Source organism: Micrococcus luteus (assembly GCF_014138885.1).
GTDB classification, from domain to species: Bacteria; Actinomycetota; Actinomycetes; order Actinomycetales; family Micrococcaceae; genus Micrococcus; species Micrococcus luteus.
On record NZ_JACJIK010000001.1, the window covers coordinates 43,778 to 58,612 of the forward strand.

The 14,835-nt window shown below is 73.6% G+C and carries 13 protein-coding genes; all 13 read left to right on the forward strand.

What is annotated here, in order from left to right:
- Positions 1–23 precede the first annotated feature (23 nt).
- The 13 genes from ftsW to dnaE all read left to right on the forward strand — a co-directional run bounded on the left by ftsW (position 24) and on the right by dnaE (position 14,830).
- Positions 24–1,316 (forward strand): putative lipid II flippase FtsW, encoded by a 1,293-nt coding sequence (gene ftsW, locus HDA34_RS00185; protein WP_134377103.1) that lies wholly within the window; start codon positions 24–26, stop codon positions 1,314–1,316.
- Positions 1,313–2,443, forward strand: coding sequence for an undecaprenyldiphospho-muramoylpentapeptide beta-N-acetylglucosaminyltransferase (gene murG / locus HDA34_RS00190; RefSeq protein ID WP_134377104.1), 1,131 nt, complete (start codon positions 1,313–1,315; stop codon positions 2,441–2,443). Before ftsW ends, murG begins: the two co-directional genes overlap by 4 nt.
- Positions 2,440–3,927, forward strand: a complete 1,488-nt coding sequence (murC, locus tag HDA34_RS00195) for a UDP-N-acetylmuramate--L-alanine ligase (protein ID WP_134377105.1) — start codon at positions 2,440–2,442, stop codon at positions 3,925–3,927. Before murG ends, murC begins: the two co-directional genes overlap by 4 nt.
- On the forward strand, positions 3,924–4,703 hold the full coding sequence (locus tag HDA34_RS00200; protein ID WP_233437070.1) for a cell division protein FtsQ/DivIB: 780 nt from the start codon (positions 3,924–3,926) through the stop codon (positions 4,701–4,703). The genes murC and HDA34_RS00200 overlap by 4 nt, the downstream gene beginning before the upstream one ends.
- Before the next feature lie 317 nt (positions 4,704–5,020).
- The gene (gene ftsZ / locus HDA34_RS00205; RefSeq protein WP_049146932.1) at positions 5,021–6,244 is read left to right on the forward strand and encodes a cell division protein FtsZ; all 1,224 of its coding nucleotides are present in this window, start codon (positions 5,021–5,023) and stop codon (positions 6,242–6,244) included.
- The gene (locus tag HDA34_RS00210) at positions 6,241–7,062 is read left to right on the forward strand and encodes a purine nucleoside phosphorylase YfiH/LACC1 family protein (protein WP_060974345.1); all 822 of its coding nucleotides are present in this window, start codon (positions 6,241–6,243) and stop codon (positions 7,060–7,062) included. The genes ftsZ and HDA34_RS00210 overlap by 4 nt, the downstream gene beginning before the upstream one ends.
- Positions 7,059–7,847 (forward strand): YggS family pyridoxal phosphate-dependent enzyme, encoded by a 789-nt coding sequence (locus HDA34_RS00215; RefSeq protein WP_134377106.1) that lies wholly within the window; start codon positions 7,059–7,061, stop codon positions 7,845–7,847. The genes HDA34_RS00210 and HDA34_RS00215 overlap by 4 nt, the downstream gene beginning before the upstream one ends.
- A 110-nt stretch (positions 7,848–7,957) precedes the next feature.
- Entirely contained in the window at positions 7,958–8,590 is a 633-nt protein-coding gene (locus tag HDA34_RS00220; protein ID WP_061867226.1) for a cell division protein SepF, read from the forward strand.
- Between the two features lie 7 nt (positions 8,591–8,597).
- Positions 8,598–8,894, forward strand: a complete 297-nt coding sequence (locus tag HDA34_RS00225; protein WP_049146938.1) for a YggT family protein — start codon at positions 8,598–8,600, stop codon at positions 8,892–8,894.
- Positions 8,895–9,033: 139 nt separating this feature from the next.
- On the forward strand, positions 9,034–9,633 hold the full coding sequence (locus HDA34_RS00230; RefSeq protein WP_134377107.1) for a DivIVA domain-containing protein: 600 nt from the start codon (positions 9,034–9,036) through the stop codon (positions 9,631–9,633).
- 56 nt (positions 9,634–9,689) lie between these two features.
- The gene (gene lspA / locus HDA34_RS00235) at positions 9,690–10,160 is read left to right on the forward strand and encodes a signal peptidase II (RefSeq protein ID WP_134377108.1); all 471 of its coding nucleotides are present in this window, start codon (positions 9,690–9,692) and stop codon (positions 10,158–10,160) included.
- Positions 10,161–10,164: 4 nt separating this feature from the next.
- A complete protein-coding gene (locus HDA34_RS00240) occupies positions 10,165–11,127 on the forward strand; it encodes an RluA family pseudouridine synthase (protein ID WP_134377109.1) in 963 nt (320 codons plus the stop codon).
- A gap of 106 nt (positions 11,128–11,233) precedes the next feature.
- The gene (gene dnaE / locus HDA34_RS00245) at positions 11,234–14,830 is read left to right on the forward strand and encodes a DNA polymerase III subunit alpha (protein WP_049146940.1); all 3,597 of its coding nucleotides are present in this window, start codon (positions 11,234–11,236) and stop codon (positions 14,828–14,830) included.
- The last annotated feature ends 5 nt before the right edge of the window (positions 14,831–14,835 follow it).

A 14,835-nucleotide genomic window follows, 5' to 3' on the forward strand; every position in this document is an offset into this window, starting at 1 on the left:
TCGCTTCCCCCGTGAGGAGGGCCATGTCCCCGATCGAGCTCCGCCCGGTGCGCTCCGGCGCGGACGACGACGCCCCCGAGTCCCGGGAGCGGCTCCTGCGCCGGATGTGGCGGGTCCTCGAGGGTCGCCGCGCCCTCGACCTGTCGGTCCTGCTCATCAGCGGCTGCACCGCCCTGCTCACGGTGCTGGGCCTCGTGATGGTGCTCTCCTCGTCCTCCGTCGAGGCGATCGGCACCGGCGGCGGCTCGTACGCTCTGTTCCTGCGCCAGACCGCCTGGGCGGTGGCGGGCGTGGCGGCCCTGCTCGTGTTCTCGCGCCTGCCGGTGCGCGTCTTCAAGGCGCTCGCCTGGCCGGCGTTCGGCGTGGCCGTGATCCTGCTCGCGCTGGTCGCGTTCTCCCCGCTCGGGGTCACCGTGGGCGGCAATCGCAACTGGCTGGGCATCGGCGGGTTCCGGATGCAGCCCTCCGAGGCCGCCAAGCTCGCCCTGGCCCTGTGGGCGGCGGCGGTCCTGGAGCGCAAGCACCGCCTTGTCACCCAGGTGCGGCACGCGCTGATCCCGGTGCTGCCCGGCGGCCTGTTGCTGCTGGTCCTGGTGATGGCGGGCAGCGACCTCGGGACCGCGATCATCCTCGCGCTCGTGCTGGCCACGGTGCTGTACGTGGCCGGCACCCACTGGGGGGTCTTCCTCACCTTCCTGGCGCTGAGCGTGCTGGGCATCCTGGCCCTGACCCTCCTCGCCCCGCACCGCATGGTCCGGGTGCAGGCCTGGCTGGGGGACTGCTCCGACGCCACCGACCCCTGCTTCCAGCCGGCGCACGGGTTGTACGCCCTGGCCTCGGGCGGCTGGTGGGGCGCGGGCCTCGGCCAGTCCCGCCAGAAGTGGAGCTACATCCCGGAGGCCGAGAACGACTTCATCTTCACCATCCTCGGCGAGGAGCTGGGGCTCGTGGGCACGCTGGTGGTGCTGCTGGCCTATCTCGGCCTGGCGATCGGCATCTACCGCGTCGCCGCCGGGACCACGTCCACGTTCATCCGCCTGTCCACGTGGGGGATCCTGGCCTGGCTGGTGGGCCAGGCGGCCGTCAACATCGCGATGGTCTCCGGGATCATCCCCGTGGTGGGCGTCCCGCTGCCCTTCATCTCCTATGGTGGTTCCGCGCTGACCCTGTCCTTGAGCGCGGTCGGCATCGTGCTGGCCTTCGCCCGTCACGAGCGTCGCCGTGCCGCGCAGCCGGACGCCCGCCCGCAGGTGGACGAGCCGGACACCGACCCCCTCCCCGTGATCCCCACCCCCGTCCTCCAGGAGCCCCGATGACGCAGACCTCTCATCCCTCCGGACCCCTGCGGGTGGTGCTGGCCGGCGGCGGCACCGCCGGCCACATCTCCCCGATGCTCGCGATCGCCCGCGCCCTGGAGGACGACGGCGGCGGTCCCGTCGAGTGCACCATGGTCGGCACCGCCTCCGGCATGGAGACGCGTCTCGTCCCCGAGGCGGGCTACGAGCTCGACCTGATCGACCGGGTCCCGATGCCGCGCCGCCCGTCGATGGACGTCGTCCGCTTCCCGGCTCGCATGCGCGCCGCGGTCGCCACGGCGGCCCGGATCCTGCGGGACCGGCGCGCCGACGTCGTCGTGGGCGTGGGCGGCTACGTCGCCACCCCCGTGTACCTCGCCGCGTTCCGGGCCGGTGTGCCCGTGGTGGTCCACGAGGCCAACGCGCGCCCCGGCCTGGCCAACCGCATCGGGGCCCTGCGGGCCACGCACGTCGGTACCGCCCTGCCGGGCACCCGCCTCCGCGGTGCCCGCTGGGTGGGCATGCCGATGCGCCCCGAGGTCTCCGGCCTGGACCGGGCGGCCGCCGGCCGTGCCGCCCGTGAGGCCCTCGGCCTCGACCCGGACCGGACCACCGTCGTGGTGACCGGCGGCAGCTCGGGCGCGCTGGCCGTGAACCGCACTGTGCGCGCCGCGCTGGGCGACCTCCTCGACGCCGGTCTGCAGGTGTTCCACCTGACCGGTCGGGACAAGGCGCTCACCGAGGACGACGGCAGCCTCCTGGTCCGTGACGGCTACGTCCAGCGGGAGTACCTGGCGGGCATGGAGCAGGCGTACGCCGCCGCCGACCTCATCGTCGCCCGCTCGGGCGCCGGCACGGTCTGTGAGGTGTCCGCGGTCGGCCTGCCCGCCGTCTACGTCCCCCTGCCCATCGGCAACGGCGAGCAGGCGCTCAACGCCCGCCCCGTGGTGGAGGCGGAGGGCGCGCTGCTCGTCCGCGACGACGCCTTCGGGCGCGCGTGGGTGCAGCGTCAGCTGATCCCGCTGGCGACCGACCCCGAGCGTCTGGCGCGCATGGGGGAGGCGGCCGCCCGCTTCGGCGTCCGGGACGCGGACGTCACCATGGCCGGCCTCGTGCGCTCGGCCGCCCAGGAAGGAGCCCGGCGATGAGCCGCGACGAGAGCACCCGTCCCGCGGCCGAGGGCCGCTTCGCCGACCTGGGCCGCGTGCACCTGCTGGGGATCGGCGGCGTGGGCGTGTCGGGGGTCGCCCGCATCCTCCAGGAGCAGGGCGTCGCGGTGTCCGGCTCCGACGCGAAGGCCCTGCCCGTGATGCGCGAGCTTGCCGTGGGCGGCGCCCGGATCACGGTCGGCTACGACGCCGCGCACCTGGGCGAGGACGTCACCACGGTGATCGCCTCCTCGATCGCCGGGCCGGGCAACCCGGAGCACGACGCCGCCGTGGCACGCGGACTGCGCGTGCTGCACCGTTCCGAGGGCCTCGCCCTGGCCATGCGCGGCCACCGGGTGCTGGCCGTCGCCGGCACGCACGGGAAGACCACCACGTCCTCCATGGCCGCCATGGCCTTCTCCGACGCCGGCTGGGACCCCACGTTCGCCGTCGGCGCCGCCGTCGCCGGGCTCGGCACCAACGCCCGGGCGGGCCGGGGCGAGTGGTTCATCGCGGAGGCCGACGAGTCCGACGGCACCCTGGTGAACTACCCGAGCACGATCGGGATCGTCACGACCGTGGAGGCCGACCACCTGGACCACTACGGGACCGAGGAGGCGGTGCACCAGGTCTTCCGGGACTTCGCGGGCGGGCTGCCAGCCGCCGCCCAGGGCGGGGTCCTCGTGGCCTGCCTCGACGACGCCGGCGCGGCGGAGCTCGCCGCGTGGGCCCGTGACAACGCGGCCGCCGACGTCGTGACCTACGGCACGGCGCCCCGCGACGGCGTGGTGCCGGACCTGCTGGTCACCGACCTCGCGGTGGAGCCGGGCGAGACCGGAGTGGGCCAGCGCGCCACGTTCCGGATGGCGGACGGGCCGGAGCGCACCCTGCACCTGCAGGTGCCCGGCCGGCACAACGCGCTGAACGCCGCCGCCGTGGTCCTGGCCGCCGTCCGGGCGGGCATGGCCTTCGAGGCCGCCGTGCGGGGCGTCGAGGCCTTCCGGGGCACGGCCCGCCGATTCGAGTTCCGTGGCGCCGCGCGCGGCGTGCGGGTCTTCGACGACTACGCGCACCATCCCACGGAGGTGGCCGCCGCGGTCTCCGCCGGCCGTGCCGTGGCCGGTGACGCCCGCGTGCACGTCCTGTTCCAGCCCCACCTGTTCTCCCGCACCCGGGACTTCGCCGCCGAGTTCGCCGCCGCCCTCTCCGGGGCGGACGTGGTGCGCGTGCTGCCCGTGTACGCGGCCCGGGAGGAGCCGATGCCCGGCGTCGACTCGTCCCTCATCGCCTCCCGCCTCACCACGGGTGCCGCCGAGGACCGTGTCGTCGCCGAGGACCGCGCCGAGGCGGTGCGCTCGCTCGCGGCGGGCGCCACGGCCGGCGACGTCGTCCTGACGATGGGCGCGGGGGACGTCACCGCCCTGGGTCCGGACCTGCTGGCCGAGCTCGGCCGGGACGCGGCGCCCGGCGTCGCCCACCCGTGAGGCGCGGCCGCGGGACGCCGCCGCCGGCCGGAACCGACGCCTCCACCGTCGTCCAGTTCCCGGGCCGCACCGCGCGCCGGCGCCGCGCCACCCGCTGGGGTGTGGCGGCCGCGGTGCTCGCGGTGCTGGGCGCCCTGGGCTCGGTCGTGTTCTTCTCGCCCGTGCTCGCGGTGGACCGCGTCGAGGTCACCGGCACCCGCCACGTCTCCGCCACCGACGTCCAGGAGCGCCTGGAGCCCGTGTACGGCGTGCCGCTGTCCCGCGTCGGCGCCGGCCGCGTGCGCGAGCTGGTCGGCGGTCTGCCCGGGGTGGCCGAGGTCCAGACCGTGCCCCGCCTGCCCACCGGCCTGGAGGTCGTGGTCCGGGAGCACGAGGCGCGGGCCCGGCGGGACGGCGACGACGGCGTGCAGCTGCTGCTCGCGGACGGCACCGTCCTGACGGGAGTGCCGGAGGAGCGGCTCGAGGGGGAGGACCTCCCCGCGTTCTCGGAGGAGCTGGCGCACCGGGCGCAGGAGGAGCGCGCCGAGGTGGCCGAGGTGCTGGCCGCGCTGCCGGAGTCCGTGGCCGATCGTGTCGAGACCGCGGACTCTCGGGGCCCGGGCCAGGTCCGTCTGGCGCTCGAGGGCGGGGTGACCCTGGTCTGGGGCGACGCGCAGGACGCCGGTCTCAAGGGGTCCGTGGCCGAGGCGTTCCTGGCGGACGAGCGGCACGGATCCGCGGCGGGCGGCGTCGCCGAGATCGACGTCTCCGTGCCCACGCGGCCGATCACGCGCTGAACCGGGGCCACAGGAGTCTCCAGTAGAACGTGAAGGTGAAGGTCGGGGCGCGGGACCTCGTGCGAGTCGGGGGGTCCTCACCGCGGCTGCTGGTCCTTCGAGTCTCACGTGAAAGTTGATGTTGAGGCCGTCTTTTCCGCGTGGACACGCCGTTTTCTTTTGCACGTGACGCGGGCCTCCCAGTACGGTGGACCCGAACGCGCGCGAGGCTCGCTTCACGCTGTGCTTGAAGGTGTCCACCCCGGGTGGCCGCCGATCACCGGGGCGATGTGCCTCGCGCTGACCTCTCGAGATCTCGAACAAAGGGAACCAACACCGTGGCTGCACCCCAGAACTACCTGGCCGTCATCAAGGTCGTCGGCATCGGCGGCGGCGGCGTGAACGCCGTGAACCGCATGATCGAGGTGGGGCTCCGCGGCGTGGAGTTCATCGCCATCAACACGGACGCCCAGGCGCTGCTGATGTCGGACGCGGACGTGAAGCTGGACGTGGGCCGCGAGCTCACCCGTGGACTCGGCGCGGGCGCGAACCCCGAGGTCGGCCGCCAGGCCGCCGAGGACCACGCGGAGGAGATCGAGGAGGTCCTGCGGGGCGCGGACATGGTGTTCGTGACCGCGGGCGAGGGCGGCGGCACCGGCACCGGCGGAGCGCCCGTCGTGGCCCGCATCGCGCGCTCGCTCGGCGCCCTGACCATCGGCGTCGTGACCCGTCCGTTCACGTTCGAGGGCCGCCGTCGCGCCGGCTCCGCCGAGGCGGGCATCGACGCCCTGCGGGACGAGGTCGACACCCTCATCGTGATCCCGAACGACCGCCTGCTGTCCATCTCGGACCGCAACGTCTCGGTCATGGACGCCTTCCGTCAGGCGGACCAGGTGCTCCTCTCCGGCGTCCAGGGCATCACCGACCTGATCACCACCCCGGGCCTGATCAACCTCGACTTCGCGGACGTGAAGTCCGTGATGCAGGGCGCGGGCTCCGCGCTCATGGGCATCGGCCACGCGCAGGGCGAGGACCGCGCCGTCAAGGCGGCCGAGCTGGCGATCGCCTCGCCGCTGCTCGAGGCCTCCATCGACGGCGCGTACGGCGTGCTGCTCTCCATCCAGGGCGGCTCCGACCTCGGCCTCTTCGAGATCAACGAGGCCGCGCGACTGGTCCAGGAGGTCGCCCACCCGGAGGCCAACATCATCTTCGGCGCGGTCATCGACGACGCCCTCGGCGACGAGGTGCGCGTGACCGTGATCGCCGCGGGCTTCGACAAGGTGGACGTCACCTCCGCCCCGGCCGCCCCGCAGGCCGCGCAGCAGCAGCAGGCGGCCCCGCAGCGGGCCGCGGCCCCCGCGCAGCCGCAGCCCGTCCCCGCCCAGCCGCAGCCGGCCGCCCCGGCCCCGCCGCAGCAGGCCGAGCGCCCCGCCGTGCGCGGCACCGTGCCGCTGGCCCCGCAGGAGCAGCAGCCGCGCCGCCAGCAGGACCTGCCCACCGTGGTGGAGCCGGACCTCGGCGCCGGGTCCTCGGACCTGGACGTCCCGGACTTCCTCAAGTGACGGCCGCGGAGGGGCCGGCCGGGACCACACGGGTCCCCGCCGGCCCCTTCGTGCACCGCGAGACCGTCCGCACCGCGACGGGCGCCGTGCACGTCGCCTGGACCTCCGTGGCCGCCGGCAACCTCGCGCTGCACGTGGTCCCGCCGGACGAGGCCGAGGGGCTCGCTCGCGTCAGCGCCGCCCGTCGCGCCCTGGAGCGCGTGATGGGGGTCCCCGAGGGCGCCACGCTCTATCTGGACCAGGTGCACTCGGCCGACGTCGTGTGGGCGGACGGGCCCGGGCGCGGCGGTGCCCCGGCCCCCGTGGCCGACGCCGCCGTGAGCCGCGACGGGTCCCGGCCGCTGGCCGTCATGGTGGCCGACTGCCTCCCCGTGGTCCTCGTCGACGAGACGACCGGCGCGACCGCCGTGGCCCACGCCGGGCGACGCGGGCTGCTGGAGGGCGTCCTGGAGGCGACCGTCGATCGGCTGCTCTCCCTGCGTCCGGAGGCCGACCGGGCCGGTCCCGGCCTGCGCGCCTGGATCGGCCCCGGCGTGTGCGGCCGCTGCTACGAGGTGCCCGCGGCCATGCGCGACGACGCCGCCGCCCGCCTCCCGGCGACCGCCGCCACCACGTCCTGGGGCACCCCCGCCCTCGACCTGCCCGCCGGCGCCGCGGAGGTCCTCCGTGCCCGCGGGGTGGCCGCCGCGACGATCGACGTGTGCACGCGGGAGGACGAGCGCCTGTTCTCGCACCGTCGGGCGCCCGGTGAGGGCCGGTTCGCCGGCCTCGTCTGGCGCGCCGACCCCGACGCCACCACCCCGAGAGGAGACGCATGACCGCCCCCGCCACCGCCGGGCCGACCCCGACGGACCCCCGCGCCCGGGAGATCGCCGACGCGCTCGCCGCGGTGCACTCCCGCATCGCCGACGCCGCGCGGGACGCCGGGCGCGAGGCGGAGCCCGCGCTCGTCGTCGTGACCAAGACCCACCCCGCCGAGGACGTCGTGCGCCTCACCGCGCTCGGCGTGACCGACGTGGGGGAGAACCGCGACCAGGAGGCCCGGCCCAAGGCCGAGGCCGTCGCTGCGGCCCTGGGGGCGGACGCCCCGCGCTGGCACTTCGTGGGCCAGCTGCAGACCAACAAGGCCAAGTACGTGGTGCGCTACGCGTCCGTGGTGGAGTCGGTGGACCGACCCGAACTGGCCGAGGCGCTCTCGCGGGCGCTCGTGCTGCGGCGCGAGCGCGAGCCCGAGGCCGCGATCCCCGACCTGGAGTGCCTCGTGCAGGTGGATGTCGACGACCGCGCCGACGAGGACCGTCCCGAGGGGATCGGCCCGCGCGGCGGCGCCCGCCCCGAGGACGTCCCCGCCCTCGCGGCCGTCGTCGCCGGCCTGCCGGGTCTGCGGCTGGGCGGGCTGATGTGCGTGGCACCGCGCGGCCTGGACCCGGAGGACGCGTTCCGCCGGCTCGCCGCTCTCGGCGCGCGCGTGCGGCAGACGCATCCGGAGGCCACCGCGCTGTCGATGGGGATGAGCGCGGACCTCGAGGCGGCCGTGCGCGCCGGGGCGACACAGGTGCGCATCGGCTCCGACGTTCTGGGGGCCCGGGACGCGGTGGGCTAACGTTGACCCCGCGCGTCCCGGCGGGACGCGACAGGACCGTGCGGACGCACGCGCACCGACGACGAACGACGGCGGCCCCCGGGGCCGGAGGACGTGGTGAAGGAAGACTCATGGCTGGTGCCCTGAAGAAGACGATGATCTACCTCGGCCTGGCCGACGGCGACGAGTACGACGAGCAGCCCCGTGCCACCGAGCGGGAGACCGCGCCCCGACACGAGGTCGTCGAGGCGCGCCGCCCCGCGGAGCCGGACACCGACCCCCACATGGAGGCCGTCCGCCCGACTGCGGTCCGCGATCCCGAGCCGGCCGAGCGGCCGGAGCCCGTGACCCCGTCCGGCTCCACCGCGGCCGATCCCGTCGAACCCCGGCGTCCGGCGCGTCCCGAGCCGGCCGACCCGGGCTACCGGGCCCCGGTGACCCCCATCAAGCGAGCCGCAGCGTCGTCTGCCGAAGGAGCCTCCGTGCACACCCTGTCCACCGTCCACCCCCGCTCCTACAACGACGCGAAGGCGATCGGCGAGGCCTTCCGCTCCGGCGTCCCCGTGATCATGAACGTGACCGACCTCGGTGAGAACGAGGCCAAGCGCCTCGTGGACTTCGCGGCCGGCCTCGTCTTCGGCCTGCACGGCTCGATCTCCCGCATCACCAGCAAGGTGTTCCTGCTGACCCCGGCCACCGTGGACGTCGTCGGCGCCGAGCAGGGCGAGTCCGGCGCGGCCGACTCCCCGTTCGACGGCGACTGAGGCGCCCATGCAGCTGCTCCTCGCCCTCGCCTACCTCGCCCTGACGGTGGTGCTCGCGGCGCTGACCGTGCGGATCGTCCTGGACGTCACGCAGTCGTTCGCCCGCCACTGGCGCCCCACCGGGGCGGCCCTCGTGCTGGCCAGCGGCGTGTACGGGGCCACCGACCCGTTGCTGCGCCCCGTGCGTCGTGCCGTGCCGCCGGTGAACCTGGGCGGCATCGGCCTGGACGTGGCCTTCCTCATCGTGTTCCTCGGCGTCGTCCTGCTGCGGGTCCTGGTGCTGAGCCTGGCCGGCGTGGCCTGACCCGCGGCCCGGGGCGGCTGTCGGCCCCGGTGGTAGTCTTCGCGGCAGGATCGGCGCCGCCCCTCACCGGCGCGCCGACCGCCGACGCGCCGGGCCGCCCGGCCGTCCCCGAGCACCGAGCAGAGAGCGAGACGGTTCCATGGCGCTGTCCTGGGAAGACGTGGTCAACAAGCAGTTCCAGCCCACGAAGTTCCGCGAGGGCTACGACCAGACCGAGGTGGATGACTTCCTCGACGAGATCGTGGCGGAGTTCAAGCGCCTGATCGCGCTCAACGAGCAGCTCGAGTCCGAGAACGCGGAGCTGCGCGCCGGCGGCGCCGCCCCGGCCGCCGGCCCCGCTGCGGACACCCCGGAGGCCGCCGCGACCCCGGCCTCCGCCGAGGAGTCGGCCCCGGCCGCCGCCCCCGAGTCCGCCGACGCGGCCGCGACCTCCGCCGCCGGCGTCCTGGCCATGGCCCAGCGGCTGCACGACGAGCACGTCGCCGCGGGCGAGCAGCGCAGCACCGAGCTCGTCGCCGAGGCCGAGGCCACCGCGGCCCGGCTCGTCAGCGACGCCGAGGAGCAGAAGGCCCGCACCCTCGAAGCCCTGGCCGAGGAGAAGGCCGGCCTGGAGGGCGAGGTCGAACAGCTGCGCAGCTTCGAGACCGACTACCGCAGCCGCCTCACCTCCTACATCGAGGGCCAGCTGCGGGAGATCCGCGCCCAGAAGCGCGTCGAGCCCCCCGCACCCACGGCGTGAGTCGTGCCGTCGACGCCGCGCCGGCCCCGCGATCCCCTCGCGCGGGCCGGCGATCCGTGCTCACCGCCCTCATCCTGGCGGTGGTGGCCTACGCCCTCGACCAGCTGACCAAGTACGCGGTCGAGAGCACGATGCAGCTGGGGGACTCCGTCGCGGTGATCCCCGGGGTGCTGCGCTGGCACTACATCCTGAACCCGGGGGCCGCGTTCTCCATCGGCGAGGACCACACCTGGGTGTTCACCGTCATCCAAGCCGTGGTGGCGGTGGCCGCCCTCGTCGGGATCGCCCGCGTGCGCTCGACGCCGTGGGCCCTGGCGCTGGGCGGGCTCGCCGGCGGCGTGCTCGGCAACCTCACGGACCGGCTGTTCCGGCCCCCGGCGTTCGGCCGCGGCCACGTGGTCGACATGATCTCCGTGCCGCACTTCGCGATCTTCAACGTGGCGGACTCGTTCATCGTCTGCTCCGTCATCGGCGTCGCCCTGCTCGTGATGACCGGCCGCCGCCTGGACGGCACACGGGAGGCGTGAGGACATGGGCATGAGACCGGGACTGACCGAGCGGCTCGAGGTCACCGAGGCCGAGGCGGGCCGGCGGGTCGACGCGGTGCTCGCCGACGCGTTCGGCGTCTCCCGCTCGCTGCTGGCGGACTGGTTCACCCGGGGCCTGGTGCGGGCCGAGTCGCGCTCCGGCCGTCGGGACCGCGTCCTGGCCAAGTCCGCGAAGGCCGTGGCGGGGGAGACCCTCGCCGTCGACGTCCCCGACGACCCCGACCCCCTGGAAGTGAGGGCAGAGCGCGTGGACGCGCTGAGCATCCTGTACGAGGACGAGGACCTGGTGGCCGTGGACAAGCCCACCGGCGTGGCCGCACACCCCTCGCCCGGCTGGGTCGGGCCCACCGTGGTGGGCGCCCTGGCCGCCCTCGGCTACGACATCACCACCTCGGGCGCCCCCGAGCGCCAGGGGATCGTGCACCGGCTCGACGTCGGCACCACCGGGGTCATGGTCGTGGCCAAGACCGAGCGCGCCTACACGGCCATGAAGGACCAGTTCCGCGAGCGCGTGCCGGAGAAGGTCTACCACGCCGTGGTCCAGGGCATCCCGGACCCGCTGAGCGGCACCGTGGACGCGCCCATCGGGCGGCATCCCGGCCACCACTGGAAGTTCGCGGTGCTCGAGGACGGCCGGCCGTCCGTGACCCACTACGAGACGCTCGAGGTGTTCGGCCGGGCCACCCTGCTCGAGGTCCACCTGGAGACCGGGCGCACCCACCAGATCCGCGTGCACACCTCGGCGCTGCGCCACCCGTGCGTCGGCGACCTCACGTACGGGGCGGATCCGCGCCTGGCGGCCGAACTCGGGCTGACCCGCCAGTGGCTGCACGCCCACCGGCTGGCGTTCCCGCACCCGGTCACGGGGGAGCCGGTGACGATCACCTCCCCGTATCCGGACGACCTCGCCCACGCCCTGGCGGCGCTGCGCGGCGACGAGGACTGACCGGCGCCGTCGACGTGACCCCCGTCCCGGTCCGGCCCCGCCGCCCGGGCACCACGAGTAGGCTGGTGCGGCCCCGCCGTCCTCCCCGTCGAAAGGCCCACCCCGCATGACCGTGTCCGCCGACGCCCGCCCCGACGCCGTGAAGGACGGCGGCTTCGTCCACCTGCACACGCACACCGAGTACTCCATGCTCGACGGCGCCGCGAAGCTGGACGACCTGTTCGCCGAGGCCCAGCGGCTGGGCATGGACTCGCTGGCCATCACGGACCACGGCTACCTCTTCGGCGCCTACGACTTCTGGTCCAAGGCGAAGGCGGCGGGCGTCAAGCCGATCATCGGGCTCGAGGCCTACGTGGCCCCCGGGCAGCAGCACCGCACGGACAAGGAGAAGACCCGCTGGGGCGAGCCCCACCAGCGGGGGGACGACGTGTCCGGCGGCGGTGCGTACACGCACATGACGCTGCTGAGCGAGACCACCGAGGGGATGCACAACCTGTTCCGGATGGGCTCGATCGCCTCGCTGGACTCGGTGTACGCCAAGTGGCCGCGGCTGGACCGGGAGCTGCTGAGCCAGTACTCGAAGGGCCTGATCGCCACCACGGGCTGCCCCTCCGGCGAGGTGCAGACGCGCCTGCGCCTGGGCCAGTACCGGGAGGCGATGCAGGCGGCCTCGGACTTCCGGGACATCTTCGGCAAGGACAACTACTACTGCGAGATCATGCACCACGGCCTCGACATCGAGCGCCGGGTGATGACCGACCTGCGCCGGCTCGCCAAGGACCTGGGCCTGCCGTTCGTGGCCACGAACGACCTGCACTACACCCACGAGCACGACGCCAAGGCGCACGAGGCGCTGCTGGCCCTGCAGTCGGGCTCGAAGCTCAACGAGCCCAGCTACGACCAGGGCGGCTCCCGCTTCGCGTTCTCCGGCACGGAGTACTACCTGAAGTCCCCGCGGCAGATGCGCGAGCTCTTCGCGGAGCTGCCCGAGGCCTGCGACAACACGCTGCTCATCGCCGAGCGGTGCGAGGTCGAGTTCGACACGAAGGCCAACTACATGCCGGTCTTCCCCACGCCGGAGGGCGAGGACGAGACCAGCTGGCTCATCAAGGAGGTCGCCTCCGGTCTGGCCTACCGCTACCCGGACGGCGTGCCGGACCACGTGCGCAAGCAGGCGGACTACGAGCTGGACGTCATCATCTCGATGGGCTTCCCCGGGTACTTCCTCGTCGTGGCCGACTTCATCAACTGGGCCAAGGAGAACGGCATCCGGGTGGGCCCGGGCCGTGGCTCGGGCGCCGGATCGATGGTGGCGTACGCGCTGCGCATCACGGACCTGGACCCGCTCAAGCACGGGCTGATCTTCGAGCGGTTCCTCAACCCGGACCGCGTGTCCATGCCCGACTTCGACGTCGACTTCGACGACCGCCGTCGCTCCGAGGTGATCGACTACGTCACCCGCAAGTACGGCGACGAGCGCGTCACCATGATCGTCACGTACGGCACCATCAAGACCAAGCAGGCCCTGAAGGACTCGGCCCGCGTGATGGACCAGCCGTTCTCGATGGGCGAGTCCCTCACCAAGGCGCTGCCGCCGGCGGTGATGGCCAAGGACATCCCGCTCAAGGACATCGAGGACCCCGCGGCCCCGCGCTACGGGGAGGCCGCGCCCTTCCGCGAGCTGATCGCCACGGACCCGGTGGCGAAGGAGGTCTTCGAGACCGCCAAGGGTCTCGAGGGTCTGAAGCGGCAGTGGGGCGTGCACGCGGCCGGCGTGATCATGTCCTCGGTGCCGGTGATCGACGTCATCCCGATCATGCGTCGTCTCCAGGACGGCCAGGTCATCACCCAGTTCGACTACCCGATGGCGGAGTCCCTGGGCCTGATCAAGATGGACTTCCTGGGGCTGCGCAACCTCACGATCATCTCGGACGCGCTCGAGAACGTGAAGGCGAACCAGGGCGTGGACCTGGACCTGGAGACCCTCGACGTGGACGACCCGGCGGCCTACGAGCTGCTGGCCCGCGGCGACACCCTCGGCGTGTTCCAGCTCGACGGCGGCCCCATGCGCTCGCTGCTGAAGATGATGCGCCCGGACAACTTCGAGGACATCTCGGCGACCATCGCCCTGTACCGCCCCGGCCCCATGGGCGCGAACTCGCACACCAACTACGCGCTGCGCAAGAACGGGCAGCAGGAGATCACCCCGATCCACCCGGAGCTGGAGGAGCCGCTGCGGGAGATCCTGGACACCACCTACGGCCTGATCGTGTATCAGGAGCAGGTCATGGCGATCGCCCAGAAGGTGGCGGGCTACTCGCTCGGCCAGGCCGACATCCTGCGCCGCGCGATGGGCAAGAAGAAGAAGTCGGAGCTGGACAAGCAGTACGAGGCGTTCCACCAGGGCATGCTGGACCGCGGCTACTCGGAGGCCGCGGTGAAGGCCCTGTGGGACATCCTGCTGCCCTTCTCGGACTACGCGTTCAACAAGGCGCACTCGGCCGCCTACGGCCTGGTCTCCTACTGGACGGCCTACCTCAAGGCGCACTACCCGGCGGAGTACATGGCGGCGCTGCTCACCTCGGTGGGCGACGACAAGGACAAGCTGGCCATGTACCTCAACGAGTGCCGCCACATGGGCATCACGGTGCTGCCCCCGGACGTGAACGAGTCCCACCTGACCTTCACCCCCGTCGGCCGGGACATCCGCTTCGGCATGGGCGCCGTCCGCAACGTGGGCGCCAACGTGGTCAAGGGCATGGTCCAGGCGCGCGAGGACAAGGGCTCGTACACGGGCTTCGGCGACTTCCTGGCGAAGGTGCCGCTCGTGGTGTGCAACAAGCGCACCATCGAGTCCATGATCAAGGCCGGCGCCTTCGACTCCCTCGGCTACGCCCGCCGCGCCCTGCTGGCCGTGCACGAGGAGGCCGTGGACGCCACCGTGGCGCAGAAGCGCAAGGAGGATCACGGCGAGTTCACCTTCGACCTGTTCGCGCTCGGCGGCGGCGACGAGGACGACTCCGACGCCGCGGACGGCGTCGCCGTCCCGGACCTGCCGGAGTGGGCGAAGAAGGAGAAGCTCGCGTTCGAGCGCGAGATGCTGGGCCTGTACGTGTCCGACCATCCGCTGCAGGGCCTCGACGGCGTCCTGGCCCAGCACGCCGACGTCCAGATCACCCGCGTGCTCGACGACGACGGGCCCGCCGACGGCGCGATCGTCACCATCGCGGGCCTGATCACCACGCTCGAGCGCCGCATCGCCAAGTCCTCGGGCAACGCGTACGCGCGCTGCGAGATCGAGGACCTCGGCGGCTCGATGGACGTCATGTTCTTCGGCCAGGTGTATGCGCCCATCGCGATGATGCTGGCCGAGGACCTCGTCGTCGCCGTCAAGGGCAGGGTGCAGCGCCGGGACGACGGGTCGGTGTCCCTGTCGGCGATGGAGCTGACCATCCCGGAGCTCTCGGACGGCCCCGGCGGCCCCGTGCGGATCACGCTGCCCGCGTTCAAGGCCACGGAGCAGGTCATGGGCCAGCTGGCGGACGTGCTGCGCACCCACGAGGGCTCCTCGGAGGTGCGGCTGTCCCTGGTGGGCCAGCGTGCCACGCAGGAGTTCCAGCTGGGCCCGCAGTTCCGGGTGAGCCCGAACCCGGCGCTGTTCGGCGACCTCAAGATCCTGCTGGGTCCGGCCTGCCTCGGCTGAGCGGA

Coding starts and splice junctions, on each gene's coding strand:
- ftsW (WP_134377103.1), top strand. CDS start 24: ATGTCCCCGATCGAGCTCCGCCCGGTGCGCTCCGGCGCGGACGACGAC.
- murG (WP_134377104.1), top strand. CDS start 1,313: ATGACGCAGACCTCTCATCCCTCCGGACCCCTGCGGGTGGTGCTGGCC.
- murC (WP_134377105.1), top strand. CDS start 2,440: ATGAGCCGCGACGAGAGCACCCGTCCCGCGGCCGAGGGCCGCTTCGCC.
- HDA34_RS00215 (WP_134377106.1), top strand. CDS start 7,059: ATGACCGCCCCCGCCACCGCCGGGCCGACCCCGACGGACCCCCGCGCC.
- HDA34_RS00220 (WP_061867226.1), top strand. CDS start 7,958: ATGGCTGGTGCCCTGAAGAAGACGATGATCTACCTCGGCCTGGCCGAC.
- HDA34_RS00225 (WP_049146938.1), top strand. CDS start 8,598: ATGCAGCTGCTCCTCGCCCTCGCCTACCTCGCCCTGACGGTGGTGCTC.
- HDA34_RS00230 (WP_134377107.1), top strand. CDS start 9,034: ATGGCGCTGTCCTGGGAAGACGTGGTCAACAAGCAGTTCCAGCCCACG.
- HDA34_RS00240 (WP_134377109.1), top strand. CDS start 10,165: ATGGGCATGAGACCGGGACTGACCGAGCGGCTCGAGGTCACCGAGGCC.
- dnaE (WP_049146940.1), top strand. CDS start 11,234: ATGACCGTGTCCGCCGACGCCCGCCCCGACGCCGTGAAGGACGGCGGC.